Here is a 24,053-nt window from a genome sequence, read left to right as displayed (position 1 = left end):
TGAACGTACTGCCGGACGTATGAAAGCGATCGTACGGACGGCGCGCCCGGCCGGGAGCAGCCTGTGGACAACCCTCGGGTTGTGGACAACCCACGGCTTGTGCGCAGTCCCGGCCGGACCGCGGCTCAGGTGCGGGTCTGGAACCTGTCGACGACCCAGTGGTTGCCGCCGCGCTTCGTGTAGACCTCGAAGTTCACCCGGCCGCTGCCGAAGTTGAAGTCGCAGGTGCGCGTCTTGCCCTTGCCGCCGACGAGGCAGTGTCCGCCCCTGCCCTCCGTGGCCGGGCCGAAGACCACCACGCCGAAGGAACGGCCGTCCTTCTTGCGGTCCTTGACCTTCACCACGTCATTGGCCGGGTCGTACGAGACCGAGCCCGCGGCGTAGCCCTCGTAGAGGTTGGCGTGGACCGCTGCCGAACTGGGGCTCGCGCCCAGGGCGAGCACCGCGGCCGCCGACGCGGACACCACGGCCAGGGAACGGCGTATGTGCTGACGCACTCTTTCTCTCCTCATGTCGAGCTGTTGAACTGTGGAACTGTTGAGCTGTGGAACTGCTGCGCTGTTGAGCGGACACCGGGAACCGCCGGGTCACCCGACCTGGTTCTCCGCCGTCGCCCGGCCGTGGACCACGACGTCGCCGCCGTAGAACATGCCGGTGAAGACCGGGCTGTACGTCATCTGCACCTCGACCTCCACCTGCTCGGCGTCGGCGCTGACGCAGTGCGTGGCCGCCACATCCGCGCCGCGCAGGCCCATCTCGCGGGCGAACTTCTGCACCCGGGCCCCGCAGTTCTCGTAGCGGATGGGTGCTTCCTCGCCCGCGTAGAGGCCCTCGCGGTCGATGTCCTGTGCGGCGTAGCGCGCGGCCTGTTCCGCGATGTCCGCGGCGCGTTCGCGCTTGGAGATGGACATGCCGCCGTCGATCACGAACGCGGCGAGGGTCAGGAAGACGATCGCGAAGACGATGACCGCGCCCGCGCCCGAACCCCGGTCGTCCAGGCGGGCGCGGCGGGCATCCAGCCAGGCCCGTGCCCGCACCACGAGGGCACCGCTCATGTCTCGGCCCTCCGCAGCGGATCGAGCGGCGAGCTGAACGTGGACTTCAGCGTGGTCGGCACGTCGAGGCCGAGCATCCCGAGTCCCCGTACCTCACAGCTCACTTCGACCGTGAAGAGGGAGTCGGGCCGGAAGCCCGCGCTCTTCTGCACGACGCTCACCGGGCCCGAGCAGACGTCCGCCAGGTTCGCCGTCGCGGCCCTGCGCGCCTCGGTCATGGCCGTGCCCCGGTCCTTCTGGATGGACCCGGCGCGGGCCGCGTCACGGGCCGCGCCGTCGAGGGCGCCGCGCCCGTCGACGAGCTGGCCGAAGGCCACCAGGACGAGGATGAACAGGATCATCACGGGCGCGAGGATGACGACTTCGACCGTGGACAGGCCGCTGTCCGGCGCGGGCCGTCTCATCCGCCCTCCTCCACGAACCGCTCCACGGGACCCGCCGACCGCGCGTGCACGGTCAGATCGAGGCCGGGGAAGACCGACGGCACATGGGCGGTGATCTCCACGCCGACCGTGTTCTGCTCGGGTTGGACCATCTTGACGTCGGGGCCGAGCACCAGCTCCGGGCCCAGTTGACTGATGTAGTCCTCGACGACGTCGTTCGCCTCGCCGCGCCAGCCGCCCGGGTTCTCGTCGGCCGTGGCCCGGGCCGTGCGCGCGCCCGCCTGGGCCGCGGCCTGGGCGACGTGGTCGGCGAAGAAGTAGAGCGCGAACTGCACCGTCGCGAAGATCATGAAGAACAGCACCGGGGTGAGCAGCACGAACTCGATCGCGGTCATGCCGGACTCGCCCCGGGCGGAGGCGGCCTCCACCCGACGGCGTACGCATCCGGGCATCCTGTCGCGGTGCGGCGCGGCTGCGCCCCGGCCCCCGTGGCCCCACATGGTCGTCGGTGACCCGTCGCTCAGCAGGTCTTGCCCGCGTCGGCGCCCTCGATGCAGTCGCCGACCTTGTCGGCGCCGCCCTTGAGGGCGTTGTTGATGATCGCGGCGACCACGCCGACGATCGCCACGACGACCGCCGAGATGATCACCCACTCGACCGCGGACGCGCCCCGGTCGAGCTCGCCGGAGCGGGCCCGCCGCACGCGGGTCTGGAGGAAGGTGACGAGGAAGTCGACGGCCGGGATCCCGGTGCTGACGTTCCGTCCGTTCATGGTGGGTTGTCCTCTCAGGAAGCAGGATGGCGGCGGGCTCGGAAGGGCCCGCCCGTGGAGTGGGGCCGAAGGTCGGCGGATCAGACCTGGAACACGCGCATCGCCGCCGGGAAGATGAGGAAGACCAGGAACCCCGCGCACAGCAGCAGCTGGGCCACGAGCATCGACTGGGACTTCTCGCCCGCGCTGCCCTCGATCTCGGCGAGTTCGCGGTGGCGCATCGTCTCGGCGCGCGAGGCGAGCGACTCGCGCACCTTCGCGCCGTCGTCGGCCACGAGCGCGAGCGACGCGGAGAGGTCCTTGAGCTCTTCGACGCCCAGCTCCTCGCCGAGCGAACCGAGCGCCTGCCACTGGCTGATGCCGGTGATGCGGGCGTCCGCGAGCGCGTTCCTGATGCGCTGCGTCGCCCAGCCGTCGGAGACCTCGGCGGCGGCCATGAGCGCCTCGGGCAGACCGCGGCCGCCCGCCAGGCTCATGGACACCAGGTCCAGATAGGCGCCGATCACCCGGCGCAGGTCGCGCCGCTTCTCCTGCGCGTCCCGCCGCACCTCCAGGTCCGGCAGGAAGAAGAAGAGCACCCCGAACATCAGGGCCAGCCAGACCGGGATGATCGGGCTGCGGCCGAAGCCGAGCGTGAAGACGACGGCGAACAGGAACGGGCCGAAGAACACGCCCGCCGCCGCGAGCAGCACCTTCGTCGCGAGGAACTTCTCCCAGCCGCGGTCGAGCACCGCCAGGTCGGCCCGCAGGGACCGCAGTTCCCAGCCCTGCTGGACGTAGAACTCGGCGACCCGGGCGCCCACCCGCGCGCGCAGCGTGCCGAGGCGCCCCGTGTCGTCCGCGTCCGCCGTGCGGTGCGTGGACTCGTACGCGGCACCGCGCGCCCGCATCGCGTCGATCCGGGCGACGGTGGCGACGGCGCTGCGCTTGCTCGGCATCAGCGCCCGGACCAGGGCGAAGACGCCGAGGCCGAGCGTGGCGCCGACGAGGATCGGCAGGGTCAGGCTCATCGGCGTACCTCCTCGGTGGGCGTGTTCGCGTGCGGCGGCAGCGTCTGGGCGTGGCCGGAGCCGCCCTCACCGCCCGCGGTCCTGGGGCGCACGAACTGCACGCCCCGCTCGTCACGGACGAGGAACCGGTCCGGCGTGTCGACCGTCGACAGCTTGCGCAGCCACCAGAAGCCGAGCGCGAACAGGCCGCACACACAGGCGAGGACGAGCTGGCCGACGGCCGTGCCGTACGGCGAGACGAACTCGCGGTTGAAGATCGAGAGCCCCAGGACGAAGGCGATCGAGACGGCGACGACGATCTGCACGGAGCGGCGCGTGGACGCGCGCTGCGCCATCACGCGCTGTCGCATGTCGACCTCCTCGCGCGCCGACTTGGCGAGCGCGCCGAGGACCTGGCGCAGACCCGGGCCGCGCAGGCGGGCGTTGAGGATCAGCGCGGCGACGATGATGTCGGCGGAGGCGTCGTCGATCTCGTCGGCGAGCACCTGGAGCGCGTCCGGCAGCGGCGTCCGCGCGCGCAGCCGGTCCACGAGCGCGTCCAGATGCGGCCTGAGCACCGGCGCCGCGGCCCGCGCGGAGGCCGGGATGGCCTGCTCCAGACCGACCGCGCCCGCGATGGTGTCGCGCAGCGACTCGGTCCAGGCGGCGAGCGCCTCGACCCGCTTCATCTGCGCGCGCTCCTCGGCGGCCCCGCCGAACAGCTTGTCCCAGAAGAAGACGAGGATGCCGGAGGCGATGCCCGCCACCGCCCACCGCGTGAGCAGCAGCACGACCAGGCCGACGCCGACCGCGAGCGAGCCGCGCTGCCCTGCGAACCGGATGAGTTCGCTCATCCGCTCGCTGGCCTGCCGCTTCTCGTGCTCCGGCTTGGCGGGCAGGCCGCGAAGGGCGACGACGAGCAGGGCGAGCCCACCGCCGACGGCAACGCCGCAGCCGAGGCCGTAGAGCACGGTCAGCGAGAACAGACCACCCATGGATCCCAGCGAATTCACGCGCTCACCCCCACTGTCCGGCAGGCCGGTAGCCGTATGCGACGAGGTCGTCCAGGCAGGAGACCGGGGCGTGCGCGACGACGCGCCCGTCCGGGGTCTCCGCGAACACCTCGCTGGACAGGACCCGGCCGTCGACGCCGTTGACCTCGCGGACGGAGGTCACCACGCGCTGCAACTTGCCGCCGGTCTGGTAGGTGTTGCGCCGCTGGATGAAGACGACGAAGTTCACCGCGCCCGCGACGAGCATCTGGCTCGCCTCGATCGGCAGCCGCTCGGCGGCCTGGAGCGCGTACGTGGAGATCCTGTTGAAGACCTCGCTGGAGCTGTTGGCGTGGATCGTGGACAAGGAGCCGTCGTTGCCCTGCGACATCGCGTTGAGCATGGTGACGATCTCGTCGCCGAGGACCTCGCCGACGATGACGCGCGAGGGGTTCATGCGCAGCGAGCGGCGCACCAGCTCGGCCATGGCGATGGCGCCCTGGCCCTCGGAGTTGGGCAGGCGCTCCTCGAAGGCCACCACGTTCGGGTGCAGGTCGGCGAAGGTGTCGAGGCCGAGTTCCAGGGCGCGTTCGACGGTGATGAGGCGCTCGTGCGGCGGGATCTCGTTGGCGAGCGCGCGCAGGAGCGTCGTCTTCCCCGCGTTGGTGGCGCCCGCGATCATGATGTTCTTGCGCGCCCGCACGGCACAGGCCAGGAAGTGCGCGACGTCGGGCGTGAGCGTGCCGTTGCCGACGAGGTCGGACATGAACACCTTGCCCATGCGCGCGCGGCGGATCGACAGGGCGGGCCGCCGGGCCACGTCCATGACGGCCGAGAGCCGGGACCCGTCGGGAAGGCGCAGGTCGAGCTGAGGGTTGGCGGAGTCGAAGGGGCGCGACGACAGACCGGAGTAGGCGCCGAGCACCTGGATGAGCTCGATCAGCTCCTCGTCGGTCTCGGCGACGGGCTCCCCGGTGACCTCGCGTCCGTCGGCGTATCCGACGAAGACCTGGTCGCAGCCGTTGATGTCGATGTTCTCGACCTCGGGGTCGTCGAGCAGCGGCTGGAGCCTGCCGACGCCGAAGAGCGCGGCGTGCACGGCGGCCGCGTACTGCTCCTCGGTCTCCGCGTCCAGGGGCGTGCGCCCGGAGTTGATCTCCGTACGGGCGTACTCCTCCAGGATCTGCGCGATGACGGCGCGGGCGTACTGCCGCTCGTCCTCGTTCGACATCGGGGTGACGCCGGAGACCTGGTCGAGGCGGCGCTGTTCGGCGATGCGGTCGCCCGCGTCCTGCCGGAACCGCTTGACCAGCTGGTGGTCGACCGCGCTCACCGCCCGGCCCCCGCGGTGCCGGCGACGGGCCCGGACCAGGCGGCGCCGTAGCTCTGGTAGAGGTCGACGGTCACCTTCCGCGCGGAGCGGATGAGCATCGACTTGTCGAGCCGCCCGCGTCTGCGCCCGGCCAGCTGCTCCGCGCCCGCGGGGTCGTCGGCGAGCGTGCCGACGACACGGGCGCCGGTCTGCGCCGCCATCAGCATGTCGTCGACCTGGTGGACGAGCTTGGCGGAGTTCGCCGGGTCGGCGACGAGGATGACGCCGATGAGCGGTGTCGCGAGCGCGGCGGCCCCGCGCGGCCCGCCGTGCAGCTTGGCGGCCAGGGCGGCGGCGCGGTCCCGCACGCGGGCCAGGGACTCCGGCTCGGCGCGCGCCACCAGGAGCACGAGCGCGGCCTGCGGGAACATCTCGACCACCGGGCTGTCCCCGCTGATCCGGCCGCAGTCCGCGATGACGTCGGCGGGCGCGTGCGGCGAGTCGGCGAGCTGGGCGAAGGCCCGGCCGAGCGTCGGCCAGATCCCGGCGAGCCCGGCGGCCTGCTCGGAGATGCCGAGCCCCACCAGCACGTCGAGGCCGCCCGAGAGCGGCTGGGTGTGGTCCCACAGCTGGTCGGGGACGAGGCCGCGGCGCGCGGTCGCGGCGATCGACAGCATGCCGGTGTTCGGGTTGAGCGGCCCGCCGTGCGCGGCGGCGCTGCGGTAGACCAGGTCGCCGCCCGCGGGGTCGGTCTCCGCGACGAGCACGCGCCGCGGCCAGACGGCCGCGAGCGCGACGGAGGCGGTGGTGACGCCGGGCGACCCCTTGTCGGCGGCGAGGGCGATGAGAGCCATGGGTGGTCTTCTCGCCCTCTAGTTGCCGGAGTTGCCGGGCACGACGACCAGGGACACCTCGCCGGCGGACGCGGCGGCGGTGAGGGACGCGGCGTCGTCGGAGTCCACGAGGAGGGTGACGCTGAGGTTGCCCGTGCTGATCGTCGAGTCGTTCTTGCTGGCGACGGTGTTCACGCGCGCGTCGGCGACGATCGGCGTGCTCCCGCCCGCGCCGCCGCGGTCCGTGCCCTTGCCGCTGGAGCCGTTGGTGGCCACGCGGTACGCGGCGACGGTGTCGCCCTGCTTCAGGGTCGAGGGGTACTGCCCCTCCTTGAGCGAGAGGCCGACGGTGGACTTGCCCGTCGGCACGCCGCCGTCCTCGGCGAACATCTGGCCCACGGCGACGGAGCCCGCCGGGATGGTGCTCTTGGCCTTGTAGTCCTCAAGTGCCCTGCGCTGGGACCACTTCACGTACTTGATGCCGGTGTCCTCGGCGACCAGCACGGACGCGATGTTCACGCCCTCCTTCGGGGACTCCCCCGCGGGGATCTCCTTGGTGACCCTCACGACCTCGATGCGGTCACCGGCGCGCAGCACGAGCACGGTGGCGCCGAGCGCGCCCACGAGAATCAGCAGGACGGCCAGCGCGGCAAGCGCCGGTTTGCGCTCGCGAGGTGCCGTGGGAAGTCGCTCACCGACGCCGCCCTGAGCCGATACGCCGGCCCGGTTTCCGCCCGCCCCCGTACGCTCTTGGATCTTCACGCAACCGCTCCCCGTACACCCAAGAAAAACACGTCATTTGGACACCATTGAGGCACTTCGGCCCCGCCTCGGCCGGGGTTCCCTTGGCCCGTCAGCCACAGGCGCAGTGTCAATTCATCGCACCGTATCAGCAGCACATAAGCCCCTCCGTTCCATCGTTATTCACGCGCAATACGAGGCGCACAGTTCACACCCGCATGGGAAGGCTCCCGCGAACCGTCAGCCACAGAGGGGACGCCGCGGGCCGGAGTGGCGGTTCCCTCCAGCAGACCGGGCGGGCGATGAACCTCCGGTGTCCGTAAGGCATCTGACACATCGGCGCGCCGCTCACACGGGGTGCGCCGCAGCTCAAACGGTTCAAAAGTTCAGAAGTTCGACGAAAGAGAAATTCGACCCCCATGAGACTTTCCTTTCCCTCCCGTACGAATCCCTCCCGTACGAAGCGCGCCGCGGCCGCCGGGTTCGCCGGCGCGGCCGCCCTCGCGGTGATCGCCACCGGCGCCCCCGCCGCCCACGCCATCGTCGGCGGCACCGAGGTCTCCAACGACGCGTACCCGTTCATGGTCGCCGTCCTGGACAAGGGCCCCGGCAGCGTCAAGGACCGCCAGTTCTGCGGCGGCAGCCTGGTGGCGCCGGACACCGTGATGACGGCCGCGCACTGCCTGGTCGACGACAACCGCAAGCCGGTCAAGCCGAAGAGCATCCAGACGGCCGTCGGCCGCACCGTCCTGTCCAACTCCAAGCAGGGCCAGATACGCAACGTCGCCAAGGACGGCATCCTCGTCCACCCCCGCTACCTCCAGGGCAAGGACGCCTACGACGTGGCGTTCATCCAGCTGAGCAAGCCGGTGCGGGGCATCAGCGCCGTCAAGCTCCCCACCCAGGGCACCGACTCCCTGCTGCGCCCCGGCCAGAAGGCCACCGTGGCGGGCTGGGGCAACACGGACACCGAGCTGACGCACCAGCCGGACCGCCTGCGCCAGGTGCGCGTGCCGATCCTGTCGCACGCCGAGTGCAAGACGAGCTACGGCGAGTACGACACCAAGCTCAACTTCTGCGCCGGGGTCGAGGGCAAGGACTCCTGCCAGGGCGACAGCGGCGGCCCCGTCTTCCGCAAGGTCCCCGGCCGCGAGGCCCCCATCCTCATCGGCGTGGTCTCGTACGGCGAGGGCTGCGGCGACCAGGGCGCCCCCGGCGTCTACGCGTCGACGAGCTCGGCGAAGCTGTGGAAGACGCTGGACGACACGGCGCAGGCCAAGCGCGTGAAGCGCGTCCTGAAGCGCGGCTGACTCCGGCGTAGCGCCTGACCCGGCGTGCCGGTGCCCTTGCGGCAGGGGGCACCGGCACGTCGCTCTCGCGGGGGCCCGCTACTCCCCCGTGACCCCGTCGATCCGCTCGCGCAGCAGATCGGCCTGGCCGTTGTGCCGGGCGTACTCCTCGATCATGTGGATGAGGATGTGCCGCAGCGAGTACGCGGTGCCGTCGCGCTCGCCTGTGACCTCCAGGGACGTCGCGGCCGCCACCGTCGCCCGGGAGCGGTCGCACTCCGTGCGCCACACGCGGAACGCCTCGTCGGGATCGGCGGCGTCGACGTCCCACTGCGCGTCGCCGTCACCCCCGGGGCCCGGCCAGTGCGGCTTGTCCGGCTCCCCCAGGAACACGCACTGGAACCAGCCGCGCTCGACCTCTGCGAGGTGCCGCACCAGGCCGAGCAGGCTCAACGAGGAGGGGGGAACGGCCCACCGCCGGAGCCGGTCCGGGGTCAGGCCCGAGCACTTGAGAACGAGGGTCTCGCGCTGGTAGTCGAGGAAGGCACTGAGCATCGCGCGTTCATCGGCGACACCGGGCGGCTCAGTCCGGGCATCTGTGTGACCGTCATCACTGGGCATCGCCCCATCATGCCGAGTCCGCACCTGACCCACCAGTGTGCGCGCACGCCCCTGTGCCACGGGTGCCGCTCAGTCGAACCGCAGGTGCTTGAGGCTGGTCAGGGCCCGCCGCGCCCGCCCGCGTACCGGCCCGTCCGTGTTCGGCAGCAAGGTCAGTCCCGCCGACCGCGCGACGTGGTCGGCGACCCCCGCCACGGGCACGGTGTCCGTCCACACCTGCTCGGCGAACTCGGGGCCGCTCAGCCGCTCCAGACACAGGTCGAGCTTCCGCACGGCGAAGGACTCGCGCCGCAGCGCGGCGTCCCTGCCCGCGACGGCCTTCAGGGCGGATCCCAGGCCGCGCTCGCTCAGCCGCTCCAGGACGGTGCGCCGGTCGGCGAGGAGCGCGAAGTGCCGTACGTCGTGGCCCCGTTCGCGGAGCCTGCCGACGGTCTCCTGGAAGTACGCGGGCTCCACGACGGTCATCGGCACGATCACCGTGCCGGGCCTGCCGCCCGGTCCCTCGTACGTCGTCAGGGCCAGATCGAGCATCTCGTACACCGCCTGCCGCCACACCGGCAGGTCCTGGAAGTCCCCGCGCAGGGACGGCGGCAGCATCCGGTGGAGGCCGAACCCGACGTGTTCGGGATCGCACACCACGCTGCCGGGAAGGCGTCGCCGGATCTCGTACGCGGTCTGCGTCTTGCCGCCGCCGAAGGGGCCGTTGAGCCAGAGAAGCATGCGGCGAGAATACGGCGGGGGACGCTTCAATTCCGCCCGCTTTCTCAGCATTGCGCCCTGCTGTAAGACAGTTCACTCTGGCGAAACCACACACCCCACCGTTAGCGTCATGGCCCTTGACCGCACGTCTGCCTCATTCGGGAGTCGACCGTGAAGCGCCGAACTCTGCCCGTTGTCGCCGCATTCGCGGCTCTCCTCCTTACGGCTTGCGGCGGCGGAGACGACAGCTCCGGCGATTCCCAGGACAGCGGCAAAATCGCGGGAGCGGACGAGGGCGGCGGGAAGAAGAAGGAATCGCCGTCGCCCACCGCGCCACGAGGCGGCACCGCCGACCACCCCGCGGTCCGGCTCCCGTCCGACGTGAAGAACGTCTACGAGAGCTGGAAGACGGGCGATCCGGTGAAGGACGCGGCACTCGCCGACGCGCGGCGCCGCATCGACGCGACCGACGCGGCGATCGCCGACGGCGAATCCGAATCCGAGACGATTCCCTTCTACTACAAGGGAGAGGCCCTCGTCGGAGCCGCCCGGTGGATCTCCGGATTCAAGAAGGACGGCCTGTCCATCACGGGCACCACGCGCTATTACGCACCCCAGGTCACCGAGCACGGCAAAACCGCCGTCTCCCTTCTTTACTGCGCCGACGAAAGCAAGGCGTACACCAAGAACCGAAAGACCGGAAAGCCCGACAAGACGCCTGTCACCGACAAGTCGTACGTGCTCTACAACACCCGTCTCGACAAGAACGAGCAAGGCGTCTGGCAGACCACGATGCTCAGCTCCCAGAGAGGGAACGCGAAGTGCACGCCATGATCACACGCAGGTCGTGGGCGCTGGCCGGAGCGACCGCCGCCGCCACGCTGCTGCTGATGCCGGGCCCCGCGCACGCGGACAAATCCCCCGGCAGCGGCTCCCAGGGGAACTCCAGCGCCGACGGCAGGCGCGAGGGCCAGGACATCGTGTCCGTCATCCGCTTCTCGGGCGCCACGCGCGGCGGCGGTGGCGACGGTGGCGGCGCCCTCAAGCCCGTCGGCAACTGGTCCCCGCCCGCCTGCTGGTACGAGCCGCGCACGGCCGAGCAGTTCCGGGACCAGGTCGAGCGGACCTACGAGAGCACCGTCAACTTCCCCGGCCAGCACAGCTACGCGAAGGCGGCCGTCGGGCAGTTCCGCGACAAGTACAAGGACGGCGAGTACAAGAACTACAACCTCAAGGAGAAGGACAAGGGCAACTGGTGGGTAGCCGTCCGCGACGAGGACCGGTGGATGGAGGAGGCGGCGCAGCAGTGCGACAAGGAGCCCTTCTGGGTCGAGAACGGCGACACGCCCCCGGTCGAGAACGCCCTCACCCCCGAGCTCCTCGCCGAGCTGGCCTACAACCGGCTGCGCCTTCCCGACACGAAGGTCAGCCTCGCGCCCGACGGCGCCACCAAGGTCAACCTGCCGACGTGGGCGTGGCTGGACGAGGCCGCGTTCAAGCCCGTGTCGGTGACGGCCTCCGTCGACGTGCCGGGGCTCGACCTCAAGGCCACCACCACGGCCCGGCCCGACGCGCTGAAGCTCGACCCCGGCACGGCCGACGCGCGCACGCACCCCGCGTCCGGCGAGTGCGCGCCGGGCGGCGACGGCTCCATCGGCGCGCCCTACAAGAAGGGCAGGGCCGACGAGACGCCGCCGTGCGGCCTCACGTATCTGCGGTCCTCCGGCAAGGGGACGTTCAAGCTCCAGGCCATGATCACCTGGAGGATCAGCTGGTCGGGCACGGGTGACGCGGGGCCCAACGAGCTGCCGAGCGGCACCTTCGGGGCCGATCAGCCGGTGACGGTGGAGGAGGTCCAGTCGGTCAACCGCTGAGGCCGGGAGCCGGCGCCCCGGGGGCACGGGGCGCGGGGGCCGCGCGCTTTCGCGTTGCGGAACCCGTGCACGCACCACCCGGACACGCCGTCTCGGTCCCCCTGCTTGACGTACGCGAGCCCCAACGCGGGTCCGTGGAGCCGATGTTCACGCCAGCGAACCCGCTGGTAACGTCGGACGCCCCGCCGTGGGAACTCCCGTACGCCGCCTGAAGGGGCCTGCACCGAAGCATGAGCGACTTACGCCTGGACGGAACGGTCTTCGAAGAGCTGAGGAAGACCTTCACCACGGTCAGCGACCGGATGGACGCGGCCCGCCGCACGCTGCGCGGCACCGACGCGACGGCCGTCGGCGCGGGCGAACTCGTGGCGGAGGTCCACGACTTCGCCGACGAGTGGGGCTACGGCATCAAGCAGCTCCGCAAGCACACCGGCGGCGCGGTCAAGCTGATCGACAAGATCGACGAGGAGTTCGGCAAGCTGGACCTGGCGCTCGCCGAGTCCCTGAAGTCCGCCCGGCCGAAGAAGCGGGGCGGCTGACGTGCCCGGCAGACGCCCCGCCTTCCCGCACATCGGCTGGGACCCGACGCCCGGGGACGTCCAGGACACCCGGGACCTCGCCAAGAAGCTGGGCGGACTCGCGGACGAACTGGGCGCGTCCGTGCGGGAGCTGGAGCGGATCTCGTGCGGGGCCTGGAAGGGCGAGGCCGCGCGCGCGTTCGTCCGCTACGTCGGTGAGGACGTGGCCCCGCTCATCCGCAAGAGCCACGAGTCCTTCGGCAAGGCCTCCCGGGCGCTGCACCGCTGGGCCGGGGAGCTCCAGGACTTCCAGGACGAGGCCGACCGCCTGGAGAAGTCCGCCGGGGAGAAGCTCGAGGCGCGGGGCGAGGCGAAGGCGGGCAGCAAGGAGATGGCCGAGGCCTCCGGCGACGTCACCCACGTCACCGGCCAGGTCCACGACCTGGAGAACCGCTACGCGCGCGCCGCCCACGCCATCACCGAGGAACTCGACAAGGCGGGCGACATAGCCCCCGACGAGCCGGGCTTCTGGGACAAGCTCACCAAGGGGATCGCGGACGCGTGGGACGCCACGGGGAAGTGGCTGAAGGACCACGCGGACACCATCAAGCTGATCGGGGACCTGCTGAGCGACCTCAGCGGGGTGCTGGGCATGCTCGCGATCATCACCGCGCCCTTCGAGCCCGTGGGTGCCATCTTCGCGACCGCCGCGGTGCTGACGAGCGGGCTCGCGCTGGTCACCCACATCACGGCCAAGGCCGCGGGCGCCGACGTGAACTGGCTGTCCATCGGGTTCGACGCCTTGGGAACGATCCCCGGAGTCAGCGCCTTCACCAAGGGCGTCAAGGTGGCGAGCCGCGCGCAGGCGACGGCGCGCGCCACACAGCTCGGCAGCGGCTTCCAGAGCGCGGGGACCATCGGGCGAAACGTCGTGGGTATGGGTGACAACGTCATCGGCGGCATGACGCGCACCGTCCGGGGCCGCCGGATCACGATCGGCGGCCACAAGCTCGGGGGCGTGATCAAGACCGAAGGCGGTCTCATGAACCGCATGAACCTGCTCACCGAGCAGACGATCCGTGGCGGGCAGCTGGTCGGCACCAAGGGAATTCCCGGCCTGCGGAACATCGACTCCATGAGCAACTTGGGCCGGGGCATCGACGCCGGGATCAAGATCGGCCTGAAGGCGGTCCCCATCTCCCTTCACACTCAAGAGCTGATGAACCCCGGGGACCGGCTCGAGGAATCAGCGAAGGCACACTGAGAGGACCCGCTGCTGTGGACTGGCAACTGCCCCACGGAGAGACCGTGCACACCCGGCACGACATCGCCTTCGCCACCGGGGTGGCCCCGAAGGTCGCGGGGCTGCGCTCTTTCCGGGACCCCGACGGGCGGGACATCGAAGCCGAGCTGACCGGCACGGGCTGGCCCCCCGGCCCCGGCTTTCAGCCCCGTGACCGGAGCGGGCAGTCGGGCGTGCGGGTCATGGACGTCGTTCTGCTCGGGATCCCGCGACTGATCAACGCGATCTCGAACGCCGCCGGCCCCGGCGGCAACCTGGCGACGGAGCCGAGGGGCCTGGGGCAGTCGCAGGAGCCCCATTTCGAAGTCGAGGACTTTCCCGTGGTGTACGCCGCGCCGGGTGCCGTGGCGCGGACCCTCCCCTGGCAACTCGACCCCGCGCGGCGGCCGAAGGGGTACCGCACCGACCTCTTGCTGACCGATCGGCGCCTGGTGATTCTCGGCCTCCCGGACGGGAGTGACCAGACGTCGGCACAGGAGCTGTGGAGCCTGCCCCGGGCCGGAGTGGCCGACGCCGAGCTGATGACCTTCTCCCAGGGGCCTTCCGATGTGCGGCTGTGCTTCACCGACGAGTCGTGGACCCGTTGGCACGTCCGTGATGCCGCCCGGTTCGTAGGGCATGTCCGTGGCGAGAGAAGCCCCGTCCTGCGTGACCGCCTCACTCCTCAGCAGCGCGCGCAGATCGGCGAATTGATGGCCCATCCGCCCCTTGAAGTGGCACGGTCACTCGGTAAAGCGCACGCCGTCGAGGAGGAACCACAGCTGGAACTCCTTGCCGATGGAGTCGTCGCCGTCCACCTTCAGGTTCCACTCTCGAACGGCAGCCGCATCCCGCTCACCGCTCACCTGGACCCGGCCGGTGCCGACGTGACTCCGGAGGGGGAAACCCTTTGACCGCCGCCCCGCATCCGACGGCCGAGGAACCCGTCCCCCTCCTTCTTCCCCCACTGTCGTTCGTCGTGCCGGACGGATTCCACCACCTGCCCGTCGATGCTTCGGCCGACGAGCTCCCGGCGTCCACCGCCGCGTTCGTGCGTAACCTCTACCCGGCTGGCGAAGCAGAACTCTGGAACTCGGCCGCCCCGTACTACGAACAAGTCGCCGCACTGCTGTCGACTGCCGGACTGCTCTACTCCGGTCTGGGAATCTTCGGCATGGGCGACGAAGGGGTAGCCCACTGCTCCTTCTCGGTGGCCGTCTGCGCGTCGCAGCACGCCGATACGGAGGCAGCCGCCCAAGGAATGCTGGCGATTCTCTCCGGCGACCCGCTGAATGACGCCCGCTGGCTCGATCTGCCGTGCGGCCCGGCAGTTTCCTGCGTATCGATGCGCGAACTCTCCGTGGACGCGGAGCAGACGACGGCATCCGAAGAGCAGGCCAGGATCATCACGGGTCAGATCCAGATATATCTGCCCTTCCCCACTGGCCCCTACATGGCGGTCTTCACTCTCAGCACCGCCTCCATGCAGTGCTGGGGAGAGTTCTGCGACATGCTGACCGCCGTACTCCAGACGGTGTCGTTCACGGATCCCGAGGAGCCCGACGACGGCTGACCGACACCAACACGGCCACCGCTCCCGCCCCCTCTCAAGCAGTGCCCGCCCGCACCGGAATTGTCCGGCCCCGTCCCCGGTGGGAAACAAATTGGCGACAGAGCTGTCCGGTTCGGGGCGGTAAGTCAGGGCATATCGCGCCCTGTTGCGACCCACGTGTCTGGCGAGATCTCGATGCTCGCGGATACCTTATTTTCTCTTGTCCGAGCCCTCGTACCACCCGCACGGGCGCTGAGCCCGGTCCGGAGGTTCGCGAGCGCGCATACGGGACGAACAGCACGGGGGAGCCGATGAGTGACAGAACGAGGGCGGATCTCGGGATGATCCGGGACTGCTCGGACGCGTTGTTCCGGATTCACCGGGAGTTCAAGAACAACAGCAATCCGGCGGACGAGTACGGCGACGCGCTCGGCAGCGAGAAGCTCCGCGACGTCTTCGACGACTTCTCCGGCACGTGGAAGAAGACGCGCAAGAAGCTGATGGAGGACATCGAGAAGCTCGCCAAGTTCACCGACACCGCGGCCGACACGTACGACAAGGTCGACCACGAGCTGGCCGAGGCCCTCCGCAACGCCCGCAAGGAAGCCAAGGGGAAGAAGTGACGCGCCCGACCGACTGGGAGCCGCTGCACGACGGCGACCCCGTTCCCGGTGACCCGTACGAGGTCGCGCGGCTCGGCAAGGAGCTGCGCACCATGGCCGACGAGATCGACAAGCAGGCCAGGAACATCAAGGCCCTGTCGTCGGTGGAGAGCTGGGACAGCGACGCGGGCCGCGCCTTCCACGAGATCGCGGACGGCACGTCGGGCCGCCTCAAGCGCTCCTTCGAGCGGTACGACGAGGCCGCCAAGGCCCTGGGCACGAAGGTCGTCGAGGGCGACACCGAGTCCAAGGAGTACGCCAGCGAGCTGTACCGCGCGCAGAAGGTGGCCGACAAGGCGCTGGAGAAGTACCGCGAGGCGCGCTCCGACCAGAAGACCGCGGTCGGCGACCTGGACAAGTACAAGGGCACCGTGCCGAGCAAGGACGACATCGGGGACCGCACGCGCCTGGAGAAGAAGCGCGACGAGGCGATGAACGTCATCCGCGACTGCCACGGCGAGATCGCGCGCGCGAAGACCATCCGCGACGACGCCGCGAGCGCGGCGGCGAAGCACATCAAGAACATCATCCACCACGACGGCGTCCGTGACCCGGGCGGCTTCATGAACTGGCTCGCCGATTGGGCCGACCGGTTCTCGAACCTGTCCGCGATCTTCGCGATCCTGGCGGTGATCTGTACGTTCGTACCGCCGCTCCAAGTGCTCGCCCCGGTCTTCGCCGCCCTGTCCGTGGTGTGCAGCGCGGCGGCGCTCGCGGGGCACGCGTACGACATGTTCAAGCGCGGCGGGAAGCTCAACCTCCTCAAGCTGGGCCTGGACGTGCTCGGCGTCATGCCGGGCCTCGGCGCCCTGAAGGGGTTCAGCGCGCTCAAGGGCCTGAAGGGCCTGTCGAAGCTGCGCGGCGTCCGCTTCAGCGGCCTCGGCGCGCTCAAGGGGGTCGGGTTCAAGTTCAACAACGGCATCGCCGTGAGCCTCACCAACATGATCCTCAACAAGGCGAAGCTGCCGGTCATCGCGGGCGAGAAGATCACCGCCGGGATCAAGGCGGGCGGCTTCGGCGGCGCCCTGTACAAGATCTTCACCGGCAAGGACGGCGCGCGCACCGGCGACCCGGGCGACCCGGTGAAGCCGGCGAACGTGCCGCGGCCCTCGCCGCGCCCCGCGCCCACGCCGTCGCCGACCCCGTTCCGCACCGCGATGGCGCAGTAGCCGTGCCCGCGCCCTTCGACGAGCCTCCGCTCGGGCCCGGTGAGTACCGGGCCCGGGGGGACATCGTCCGGTCGCTGGTCCCGGGTGCCGTGCTCGCCGCGGTGCCCGAGGCCCGCGCGGCCGCCGGGGCCGAGGGGCGCAGGCTGCGGTTCGACTTCCTCGACGACGCGGCGGTCCTGGAACTGCTGCGCCTTCGCCACCTGGACGAGGCGGCGCTGCACCGGGCCGGGACGCGCCTGGGCATCCCGACCGCGCTCGCGTCCTTCGCGCTGTTCGCGGGCTGGGGCGCCTACGTCCAGCATTGGGAGCCGGGCCGGGAGAAGTACCTGTACTACGGCCTGTGCGGCGCGGTCGGCGTCCTCGTCGTCGCGCTGTACGCCGTCACGCTGACCCGGCACTGGGGCAGCCGCCCGCGCCAGAACGTGCGCGCGCGGGCCGCCGCGTACCGCCGGATCGCGCACCTCGCCCGCGACCACGGGGCGCGGCTGCCGGACGCGTACCCGCACTACGGCCCGTATCCCTTCGCGGCCGCCTTCCGCCCCGAAGCCGAAGCCGACGCTGCCGACGCCGACGCCGACGCCGACGCCGACGCCGACGATCCAGACACGCCCGCAGACCGGCGCGGAGGACCGCCCGGCACACCCGATGGGAAAGGCCCCTGATGAGTTCCGTGGTGTCCGAGACGACCGAGGTCGCGACCGCGGCCGACGGCGAGTTGTTCCACGTCCGGTGGATCATGCCGGAAGGGTTCTTCGAACTCCCCACGGAGGCCGAGGACATCGAGGAGCTGGCCGACAAGCTCATCGACCTGGCCAAGGAGATCCAGCCCAGGTCCACCCCCGAGATGCAGTACCTGTGGGCCGCCATGGTCGGTTCCACCTACGACGAGCTGGTCGACGCCGGTGTCCAGTACGCCGGGTTCGTCGTCACCGAGGTCGACGACGCCCGCTGCACGGCCAATGTGTCCATCGCCCTCGCCGACCTGCCGGACGAGGCCCGCTTCAGCCCGGTGGAGGGCACCGTCCGGGCGCTGCGCGCGCTCGGCCGCGGCGACGTGGAAGAGCTGTCCCTGCCCTGCGGGCCCGCCGTGTCCTGGATCGGCTCGCGGCGCGCGGCCGTGGACGGGTCGCTCACGCCGTCCGGCGAGGAGGAGCCGTTCTGGTCGTCGTTCATCAACGTCCAGGTGCCGCTGTCCAACGGCACCGTCGTGGTCCTGGAGATGTCCACGCCGACGATGGAGGGCTGGGACGTCTTCTCCAGCATGTTCGCGGGCGTCTGCCGGAGCCTCCAGCTCTTCGACGCCACCGGCAGCCCGGTGGACAGCAAAGGCCGCCCCGTCGAGATAGCCGAGGCCGCGGAGTGACCAGTGCCTCCGCCCGACAGGACGGCGGCCCGGCCCGGGACGACGTACCGCCCGAGGACTACCGGCTGCTCGTCCCCCGCGACTGGTTCCGCATCGACCTCACCCTCGATCGCTGGCGGCCCCAGCTGAAGACGTTCGTCGACCGGCAGGCGGCCCGGCGCCGCATGTCCGCGCAGGCCGCGCAGGGGTTGTGGGCCACCCTGCGCAACACCGCGGAGAGCGGGGCGTCCCAGGGCGCGATCGAGCTGTTCCTGCGCGCGGAGGCCGACGGGGCGGGCGCGACACCGGCCACGCTGCTCGTGTCCCTGCTGCCCATGTCCGGCGAGCTGTACGCCGCGCCGGGCGACCTGGCGCGGAGCGTCGCCGAGCGCCGGGGCGCGGGCACGGAGGTGACCGTGACGGACCTCCCGGCGGGTGAGGCCGTGCGCGTCACGACGGCGACGACGCTGGATCTGTACGTCAACATGCCTGGAAGGGCAGGGTATTTGCTGCTCGCCTTCTCCGTGCCGCTGAGCGGCGTGCAGAGCCCTCTGGGCGGCCTGTGCGAGGCGATCGCGTCCTCGCTGCGCTGGGTCTGAGACGGGCGGTACGACGGAGAGGGGCGGGGCGAGGGGAAGCTGCCCCTCGCCCCGCCCCTGCCGCGGCCCCGGCTGACGCGAGCCCCGAGAGCTAGCCGCGCGCGGCCTTGCCCAGCTCGTCGTCGATCTGCTCGAACTTGTCCGCGGCGGTCGTCAGGTAGTCGCCCATGCCGTCGAGGCCGTCGAGCATGTCCTTGGCGCCCCGCACGAACTCGTCGAAGTTCTCGTCGAACGCCTTCGAGGAGCTCTTGGTGACATAGCCCGTCTCGACGAGGTTCGCGATGTACTTGCGAAGGCCGTCGAGCTTCTCCTTGAGCTTGTCCTTCTCCTTGACGACATGCTTGGCCGCATCCCGCATGTCCTGATATGTGACATCAAGGTCCTTGGCCATGAAGCCCACTCCCTATCCAACACGCCGCAGGGCCAACCCCCGTGGCTCCACTGATTGGTGCGAATCGCACCTGAAACGGTGCGAATCACGCTGATGGCACCGCGGAGCCGCCGCACACGGCCGGTGCGTTCGTCCGCTGGTGCGCCAGCAGCTTACGGGTGAGGCCATTGAGGCAATACCCCGGTTGAGTCACAGCTCTGCTATGAGCCGGTGCGCGGGTCAGTCGTGCGGTAAGTGCGGGGCGTTGCCCGTGGAAAGCCTGCCGCGCCCGCACGTTGCCCCTGCCCGGGAGCGAGCGGTTATGGTCGCTTCCACTGGGGGCCGTGGTCCGGAAGCGGCCACGGGGGGCCGTGGGAGGACGAGCGTGCGCCTGACACTGACCGTCGTCGATCCGATCGGCGGCGGCTCCGCCGACGTCGTGCTCGACGCCGATCCCGAATCCTCCGTCAGGGACATAGCCGCCGAACTGGCCCGCGCGGCGGGCCGGGGCGGCGCGCAGGTCATCCCGCTCGGCCAGCACCAGCCGACGCCCGACGGCGCACCGGTGATGTACGTCGACGGGTACGCCGTCGACCCGAACGCCACGGTGGTCGGCTCGCCCCTGCGCGAGGGCGCCGTCGTCAGCCTCCACGACCCCGCGGGCTGCGTGCCCGGTGAACCGACAGGCCTGGTCGAGCTGCGCGTGGTGGGCGGCCCCGCCGCGGGCGCCGTGCACCGGCTCGGCATCGGCCGCTACGACATCGGCAGCGGACCGGCCGCGTACGTCCGCGTCGAGGACCCCGAACTCGCCGCGCGCGCCCTGACGTTGTCCGTCGCCACCGACGGCACCTGCCAACTCGCCGTACACGGGGACGAGCAGCAGAAGGCCGAAGTCACCCTCGACGGCGAGAAGTTCACCGAGGTGAAGGGCGACTCCTGGCCCCTCGGCGCGCAGATCGCCGCCGGGAACACGCTGTTCGAGCTGGTGCGGTACGCGCCGCCGAACGCGGCCCTCAAGTGGTCCGACGACGGTGCGGGCCTCGACTACAACCGGCCGCCCCGGCTGCGCCCGCCGGAGCGGCAGACCACGTTCCGCCTCCCGTCGCCGCCACGGGACTTCGAGGCCCGGCCGCTGCCGTGGCTGATGGCGCTCTTCCCCCTGGTCGGCGCCGTGATCGCGGCGATGATCTTCGACCGCTGGTACTACCTCATCATCGCCGGCCTCAGCCCGATCATGCTGTTCGGCAACTACTTCCTGGACAAGAAGCACGGCCGCAAGTCCCACGCCAAGCAGGTCAAGGAGTACAAGGAGACCAAGGAGCGCATCGAGAAGGACGCGCAGGACGCCCTGGTCGCCGAGCGGCTCGACCGGCGCCACGCGGTCCCCGACCCGGCGACCGTCCTCGCCCTCGGCACCGGGCCGCGCACCCGCCTGTGGGAGCGGCGCCGCACCGACGCCGACCATCTGCTGCTGCGCTTCGGCACCGGGCGACTGCCGTCGGACGTCGTCCTCGACGACCCCGAACAGGACGAGCACAAGCGGCAGGTCACCTGGACGATCGAGGACGCGCCGGTGGCCCTTCCGCTGAAGCAGCTCGGCGTCATCGGCCTGGCCGGGCCCGGCGACTCGGCGGCGGCGCTCGGCCGCTGGGCGGTCGGCCAGACCGCCGCCCTGCACAGCCCGATGGACGTCCAGTTCTACGTCCTGACGGAGAACTCCGCCTGGGAGGGCTGGGACTGGGTGCGCTGGCTGCCGCACGCCCGCCCCTCCAGCGGCCAGGACGTCAACGTGCTGATCGGCACGGACGCCGAGACCGTCGGCGCCCGCGTCGGCGAGCTGACCCAGGTCCTCGACGCCCGCGAGAAGGTCAAGCAGGAGAGCCGGGGCCAGACCGGCGGGTTCACCGACCCGGACATCGTCGTCGTCTGGGACGGCTCGCGGCGCCTCCGCTCGCTGCCCGGCGTGGTGCGGATCCTGCGCGACGGCCCGGGCGTGGGCATGTACGCCCTGTGCCTGGACACCGAGCAGCGGTTCCTGCCCGGCGAGTGCCAGGCCTTCGTCGTGGCCGAGCCCAAGGCCCGGGAGCTCGCGGAACCGGCGGCCGGGGCCGCGCCCGCGGCGGGCGGCATCCCGCCCCGGCCCGCCACCGCACCCGCGGGCGGCGGCTTCCCCTCCTTCCACGCCTGGCACACCACGGACGAGGGCTCCGACCGGGCGGGCGCCGCCGACGAGCTGCGCCTGCGCGTGGAGCAGACCGGCGCCAAGCGCCTGCTCGACGTACGCCCCGACTTCGTGTCGCCCGCGTGGTGCCTGCGCCTGGCGCGCGCCGTGTCGCCGCTGCGCGACATCAGCGGCGAGACCGAGGACTCGGCGCTGCCCGCCGCCAGCCGCCTGCTCGACGTGCTCCAGCTGGAGCCGCCGTCCCGCGAGGCGATCACCGCGCGCTGGCGGTCGGGCGGCCAGTCCACGCTGGCCGTCATCGGCGAGTCGTACGACGGGCCTTTCGGCATCGACCTGCGCAAGGACGGGCCGCACGGGTTGATCGCGGGCACCACGGGCTCCGGCAAGTCGGAGCTGCTCCAGACCATCGTGGCCGCGCTCGCGGTGGCCAACACGCCCGAGAACATGACGTTCGTCCTCGTCGACTACAAGGGCGGCTCCGCGTTCAAGGACTGTGTGAAGCTGCCGCACACCGTCGGCATGGTCACCGACCTCGACGCGCACCTCGTCGAGCGCGCCCTGGAGTCGCTCGGCGCCGAGCTGAAGCGGCGCGAGCACATCCTCGCCGACGCCGACGCCAAGGACATCGAGGACTACCAGGACCTGGTGCGCCGCGACCCCGCGCGCACGCCGGTGCCCCGGCTGCTCATCGTCATCGACGAGTTCGCCTCCATGGTCCGCGACCTGCCCGACTTCGTCACAGGGCTTGTCAACATCGCCCAGCGCGGCCGCTCCCTCGGCATCCACCTGCTCCTCGCCACCCAGCGGCCGAGCGGTGTCGTCTCGCCCGAGATCCGCGCCAACACCAACCTGCGCATCGCCCTGCGCGTCACCGACGGCGGTGAGTCGTCGGACGTCATCGACGCGCCCGAAGCCGGGCACATCTCCAAGAGCACGCCGGGCCGCGCGTACGTCCGCCTCGGCCACGCGTCGCTCGTGCCCTTCCAGTCCGGCCGCGTCGGCGGCCGCCGCCCCGGGGCCGCCGACCCGCGGGCGCTCGCGCCCTGGGTCGACGAGCTGACCTGGCCGGGCCTCGGCCGGGCCGCGGCCACCCGGCCCAAGGCCCAGGCCCGCGAGGACGAGGAGATCACCGACCTGAAGGTCCTCGTCGACGCGATCCGCGAGGCCGACACCGCCCTCGCCATCCCCGCCCAGCACAGCCCCTGGCTGCCCGCGCTCGACGAGACCCTGCTGCTCGACGCCATCGCGGCCCCGCCCGCCCCCGCCGGGGCGCTGCCGCCCGCTCCGTACGGCGTCGAGGACCTGCCCGCCGACCAGGCGCGCCGCCCCGTCACCGTGGACTTCGCGACCTTCGGGCACCTGATGATCGGCGGCGCCCCGCGCAGCGGCCGCTCCCAGGTCCTCCGTACGATCGCGGGCTCCCTCGCGCGCACGCACTCGTGCGCCGACGTCCATCTGTACGGCATCGACTGCGGCAACGGCGCGCTCAACGCGCTGACCCGGCTTCCGCACTGCGGCGCCGTCGTCAGCCGCAACCAGACCGAGCGCGTGGTCCGTCTCGTCAACCGGCTCAAGGGCGAACTCACCCGCCGCCAGGACCTCCTGGCCGAGAAGGGGTACGCCGACATCGGCGAGCAGCGGTCCGGTGCCGCGCCCGACGAACGCCTGCCGCACCTCGTGATCCTGCTCGACCGCTGGGAGGGCTGGCTGCCCACGCTCGGCGAGATCGACCACGGCAGCCTCACCGACGAGATCACCGCGATCATGCGCGAGGGCGCGAGCGTGGGCCTCCACATGGTCCTCACCGGCGACCGCCAGCTCCTGGTCGGCCGCATCTCGTCCCTCACCGAGGACAAGTACGGCCTCCGGCTCGCCGACCGCTCCGACTTCTCCATGCTCGGCATCCCCGCCCGCAAGGTGCCCGAGGAGATCCCGCCGGGCCGCGCCTTCCGCAACGAGAGCGGCACGGAGACCCAGTTCGCGCTGCTCTCCGAGGACGCCACCGGGCAGGGCCAGGCCGCCGCGCTCGCCGCCATCGGCGAGGCCGCCACGGTCCGCGACGCCGACGTGCCGCGCCGTCTGCGCCCGTTCCGCGTCGATACGCTGCCCAGCCGGATCTCCTTCGACGAGGCCTGGGAGCTGCGCGACCCCGAGGCCTCGCGCTCGAAGCTGTGGGCCCTGGTCGGCGTCGGCGGCGACGAACTCATGGGCCACGGGCCCGACCTGGCCGAGGGCGTGCCCGCCTTCGTCATCGCGGGCCCCGCCAAGTCCGGCCGCTCCACCGTCCTGATGAACGTCGCCCGCTCCTGCCTCGCGCAGGGCGTACGTCTCGTCGTCGCCGCGCCCCGGCAGTCCCCGCTGCGCGGGCTCGACGGCACCGAGGGCGTCCTGAAGGTCTTCACCGGCGACGACATCGACGAGGACGACTTCGAGGAGGCCATCGAGTCGGCGACCCCCGAGTCGCCGATCGCCGTCCTCGTCGACGACGCCGAGATCCTGGAGGACTGCGACGCCGCGAGCCAGTTCAAGCGGATCATCCAGCGGGGCACCGACGAGGGCCTCGCCCTGGTGCTCGCCGGGGACGAGGAGGACGTGTGCAGCGGCTTCTCCGGCTGGCAGGTCGATGCGAAGAAGGGCCGGCGGGGCATCCTGCTCTCCCCGCAGGACTCCTCCAGCGGCGACCTCATCGGCGTCCGCGTCTCCCGCAGCATGGTCGGCGGCCCCGTCGCCCCCGGCAAGGGCCTCCTCCACCTGGGCACGGGCGAACCGTCAACGGTGACGACGCCCTTGTAGCACCGGGCCGACCCACCGGGCGGG

The 24,053-nt window shown here is 71.3% G+C and carries 26 protein-coding genes; 13 read left to right on the top strand and 13 right to left on the bottom strand.

What is annotated here, in order from left to right:
* Nucleotides 1–125: 125 nt before the first annotated feature.
* The 10 genes from CP982_RS24640 to CP982_RS24595 all read right to left on the bottom strand — a co-directional run bounded on the left by CP982_RS24640 (nt 126) and on the right by CP982_RS24595 (nt 7,098).
* Complete coding sequence (locus tag CP982_RS24640; protein WP_150512507.1) at nt 126–497, bottom strand: hypothetical protein; 372 nt, start codon at nt 495–497, stop codon at nt 126–128.
* A 90-nt stretch (nt 498–587) separates the two neighbouring features.
* Nucleotides 588–1,055, bottom strand: coding sequence for a pilus assembly protein TadG-related protein (locus CP982_RS24635; protein ID WP_150512506.1), 468 nt, complete (start codon nt 1,053–1,055; stop codon nt 588–590).
* A complete protein-coding gene (locus CP982_RS24630; RefSeq protein WP_150512505.1) occupies nt 1,052–1,459 on the bottom strand; it encodes a TadE/TadG family type IV pilus assembly protein in 408 nt (135 codons plus the stop codon). The genes CP982_RS24635 and CP982_RS24630 overlap by 4 nt, the downstream gene beginning before the upstream one ends.
* Nucleotides 1,456–1,890, bottom strand: a complete 435-nt coding sequence (locus tag CP982_RS24625) for a TadE/TadG family type IV pilus assembly protein (protein WP_170316486.1) — start codon at nt 1,888–1,890, stop codon at nt 1,456–1,458. Before CP982_RS24625 ends, CP982_RS24630 begins: the two co-directional genes overlap by 4 nt.
* A gap of 68 nt (nt 1,891–1,958) precedes the next feature.
* Nucleotides 1,959–2,210, bottom strand: coding sequence for a hypothetical protein (locus CP982_RS24620; protein ID WP_030678117.1), 252 nt, complete (start codon nt 2,208–2,210; stop codon nt 1,959–1,961).
* An 80-nt stretch (nt 2,211–2,290) separates the two neighbouring features.
* The gene (locus tag CP982_RS24615) at nt 2,291–3,220 is read right to left on the bottom strand and encodes a type II secretion system F family protein (protein ID WP_170316485.1); all 930 of its coding nucleotides are present in this window, start codon (nt 3,218–3,220) and stop codon (nt 2,291–2,293) included.
* Nucleotides 3,217–4,194 (bottom strand): type II secretion system F family protein, encoded by a 978-nt coding sequence (locus CP982_RS24610; RefSeq protein WP_221515813.1) that lies wholly within the window; start codon nt 4,192–4,194, stop codon nt 3,217–3,219. The genes CP982_RS24615 and CP982_RS24610 overlap by 4 nt, the downstream gene beginning before the upstream one ends.
* A gap of 22 nt (nt 4,195–4,216) precedes the next feature.
* Nucleotides 4,217–5,524 carry a TadA family conjugal transfer-associated ATPase gene (locus CP982_RS24605; RefSeq protein ID WP_150512502.1) on the bottom strand — a complete coding sequence of 436 codons (1,308 nt, stop codon included), beginning with the start codon at nt 5,522–5,524 and terminating at the stop codon, nt 4,217–4,219.
* Nucleotides 5,521–6,357 carry a hypothetical protein gene (locus CP982_RS24600; RefSeq protein ID WP_150512501.1) on the bottom strand — a complete coding sequence of 279 codons (837 nt, stop codon included), beginning with the start codon at nt 6,355–6,357 and terminating at the stop codon, nt 5,521–5,523. The genes CP982_RS24605 and CP982_RS24600 overlap by 4 nt, the downstream gene beginning before the upstream one ends.
* An 18-nt stretch (nt 6,358–6,375) precedes the next feature.
* Nucleotides 6,376–7,098 (bottom strand): hypothetical protein, encoded by a 723-nt coding sequence (locus CP982_RS24595; protein WP_150512500.1) that lies wholly within the window; start codon nt 7,096–7,098, stop codon nt 6,376–6,378.
* A gap of 398 nt (nt 7,099–7,496) precedes the next feature.
* Here CP982_RS24595 and CP982_RS24590 point away from each other — a divergent pair, with 398 nt between their 5' ends.
* The gene (locus CP982_RS24590; RefSeq protein ID WP_150512499.1) at nt 7,497–8,387 is read left to right on the top strand and encodes a S1 family peptidase; all 891 of its coding nucleotides are present in this window, start codon (nt 7,497–7,499) and stop codon (nt 8,385–8,387) included.
* A 78-nt stretch (nt 8,388–8,465) separates the two neighbouring features.
* Here the strand turns inward: CP982_RS24590 and CP982_RS24585 are convergent, their stop codons facing one another.
* Together CP982_RS24585 and CP982_RS24580 are read right to left on the bottom strand one after the other, a co-directional pair.
* Nucleotides 8,466–8,921 (bottom strand): DinB family protein, encoded by a 456-nt coding sequence (locus CP982_RS24585; RefSeq protein ID WP_229879044.1) that lies wholly within the window; start codon nt 8,919–8,921, stop codon nt 8,466–8,468.
* Between the two features lie 135 nt (nt 8,922–9,056).
* Complete coding sequence (locus tag CP982_RS24580; protein WP_150512497.1) at nt 9,057–9,707, bottom strand: AAA family ATPase; 651 nt, start codon at nt 9,705–9,707, stop codon at nt 9,057–9,059.
* Between the two features lie 150 nt (nt 9,708–9,857).
* Between CP982_RS24580 and CP982_RS24575 the strand changes: the two genes are divergently transcribed.
* The 11 genes from CP982_RS24575 (at nt 9,858) to CP982_RS24525 (ending at nt 18,684) form a co-directional block, all read left to right on the top strand.
* Nucleotides 9,858–10,520 carry a hypothetical protein gene (locus CP982_RS24575; RefSeq protein ID WP_150512496.1) on the top strand — a complete coding sequence of 221 codons (663 nt, stop codon included), beginning with the start codon at nt 9,858–9,860 and terminating at the stop codon, nt 10,518–10,520.
* A complete protein-coding gene (locus CP982_RS24570; RefSeq protein ID WP_221515812.1) occupies nt 10,517–11,560 on the top strand; it encodes a hypothetical protein in 1,044 nt (347 codons plus the stop codon). The genes CP982_RS24575 and CP982_RS24570 overlap by 4 nt, the downstream gene beginning before the upstream one ends.
* A 230-nt stretch (nt 11,561–11,790) precedes the next feature.
* Nucleotides 11,791–12,099, top strand: coding sequence for a hypothetical protein (locus CP982_RS24565; RefSeq protein ID WP_150512495.1), 309 nt, complete (start codon nt 11,791–11,793; stop codon nt 12,097–12,099).
* A gap of 1 nt (nt 12,100) precedes the next feature.
* Nucleotides 12,101–13,342: an enoyl-CoA hydratase/isomerase family protein gene (locus CP982_RS24560; RefSeq protein WP_150512494.1), complete on the top strand. Its 1,242-nt coding sequence runs from the start codon at nt 12,101–12,103 to the stop codon at nt 13,340–13,342.
* A gap of 14 nt (nt 13,343–13,356) precedes the next feature.
* Entirely contained in the window at nt 13,357–14,274 is a 918-nt protein-coding gene (locus CP982_RS24555) for a hypothetical protein (protein ID WP_150512493.1), read from the top strand.
* Complete coding sequence (locus tag CP982_RS24550; RefSeq protein WP_221515811.1) at nt 14,271–14,933, top strand: hypothetical protein; 663 nt, start codon at nt 14,271–14,273, stop codon at nt 14,931–14,933. Before CP982_RS24555 ends, CP982_RS24550 begins: the two co-directional genes overlap by 4 nt.
* Before the next feature lie 290 nt (nt 14,934–15,223).
* Entirely contained in the window at nt 15,224–15,535 is a 312-nt protein-coding gene (locus CP982_RS24545; RefSeq protein WP_150512492.1) for a hypothetical protein, read from the top strand.
* Nucleotides 15,532–16,743: a putative T7SS-secreted protein gene (locus CP982_RS24540; RefSeq protein WP_150512491.1), complete on the top strand. Its 1,212-nt coding sequence runs from the start codon at nt 15,532–15,534 to the stop codon at nt 16,741–16,743. The genes CP982_RS24545 and CP982_RS24540 overlap by 4 nt, the downstream gene beginning before the upstream one ends.
* Before the next feature lie 2 nt (nt 16,744–16,745).
* Nucleotides 16,746–17,405: a hypothetical protein gene (locus CP982_RS24535; RefSeq protein WP_229879043.1), complete on the top strand. Its 660-nt coding sequence runs from the start codon at nt 16,746–16,748 to the stop codon at nt 17,403–17,405.
* On the top strand, nt 17,405–18,106 hold the full coding sequence (locus CP982_RS24530) for a hypothetical protein (protein ID WP_150512490.1): 702 nt from the start codon (nt 17,405–17,407) through the stop codon (nt 18,104–18,106). Before CP982_RS24535 ends, CP982_RS24530 begins: the two co-directional genes overlap by 1 nt.
* Entirely contained in the window at nt 18,103–18,684 is a 582-nt protein-coding gene (locus tag CP982_RS24525; protein WP_170316484.1) for a hypothetical protein, read from the top strand. Before CP982_RS24530 ends, CP982_RS24525 begins: the two co-directional genes overlap by 4 nt.
* Before the next feature lie 91 nt (nt 18,685–18,775).
* Here the strand turns inward: CP982_RS24525 and CP982_RS24520 are convergent, their stop codons facing one another.
* Nucleotides 18,776–19,075 (bottom strand): WXG100 family type VII secretion target, encoded by a 300-nt coding sequence (locus CP982_RS24520; protein ID WP_150512489.1) that lies wholly within the window; start codon nt 19,073–19,075, stop codon nt 18,776–18,778.
* Between the two features lie 364 nt (nt 19,076–19,439).
* Here CP982_RS24520 and CP982_RS24515 point away from each other — a divergent pair, with 364 nt between their 5' ends.
* Nucleotides 19,440–24,029 (top strand): FtsK/SpoIIIE domain-containing protein, encoded by a 4,590-nt coding sequence (locus tag CP982_RS24515; protein ID WP_150512488.1) that lies wholly within the window; start codon nt 19,440–19,442, stop codon nt 24,027–24,029.
* Nucleotides 24,030–24,053: the final 24 nt, after the last annotated feature.

Origin of the sequence: Streptomyces spectabilis (assembly GCF_008704795.1) — a bacterium.
Taxonomy (GTDB): domain Bacteria; phylum Actinomycetota; class Actinomycetes; order Streptomycetales; family Streptomycetaceae; genus Streptomyces; species Streptomyces spectabilis.
Note: the sequence above shows the minus strand (reverse complement) of the source record. Positions and strands in the feature narration are given on the sequence as shown.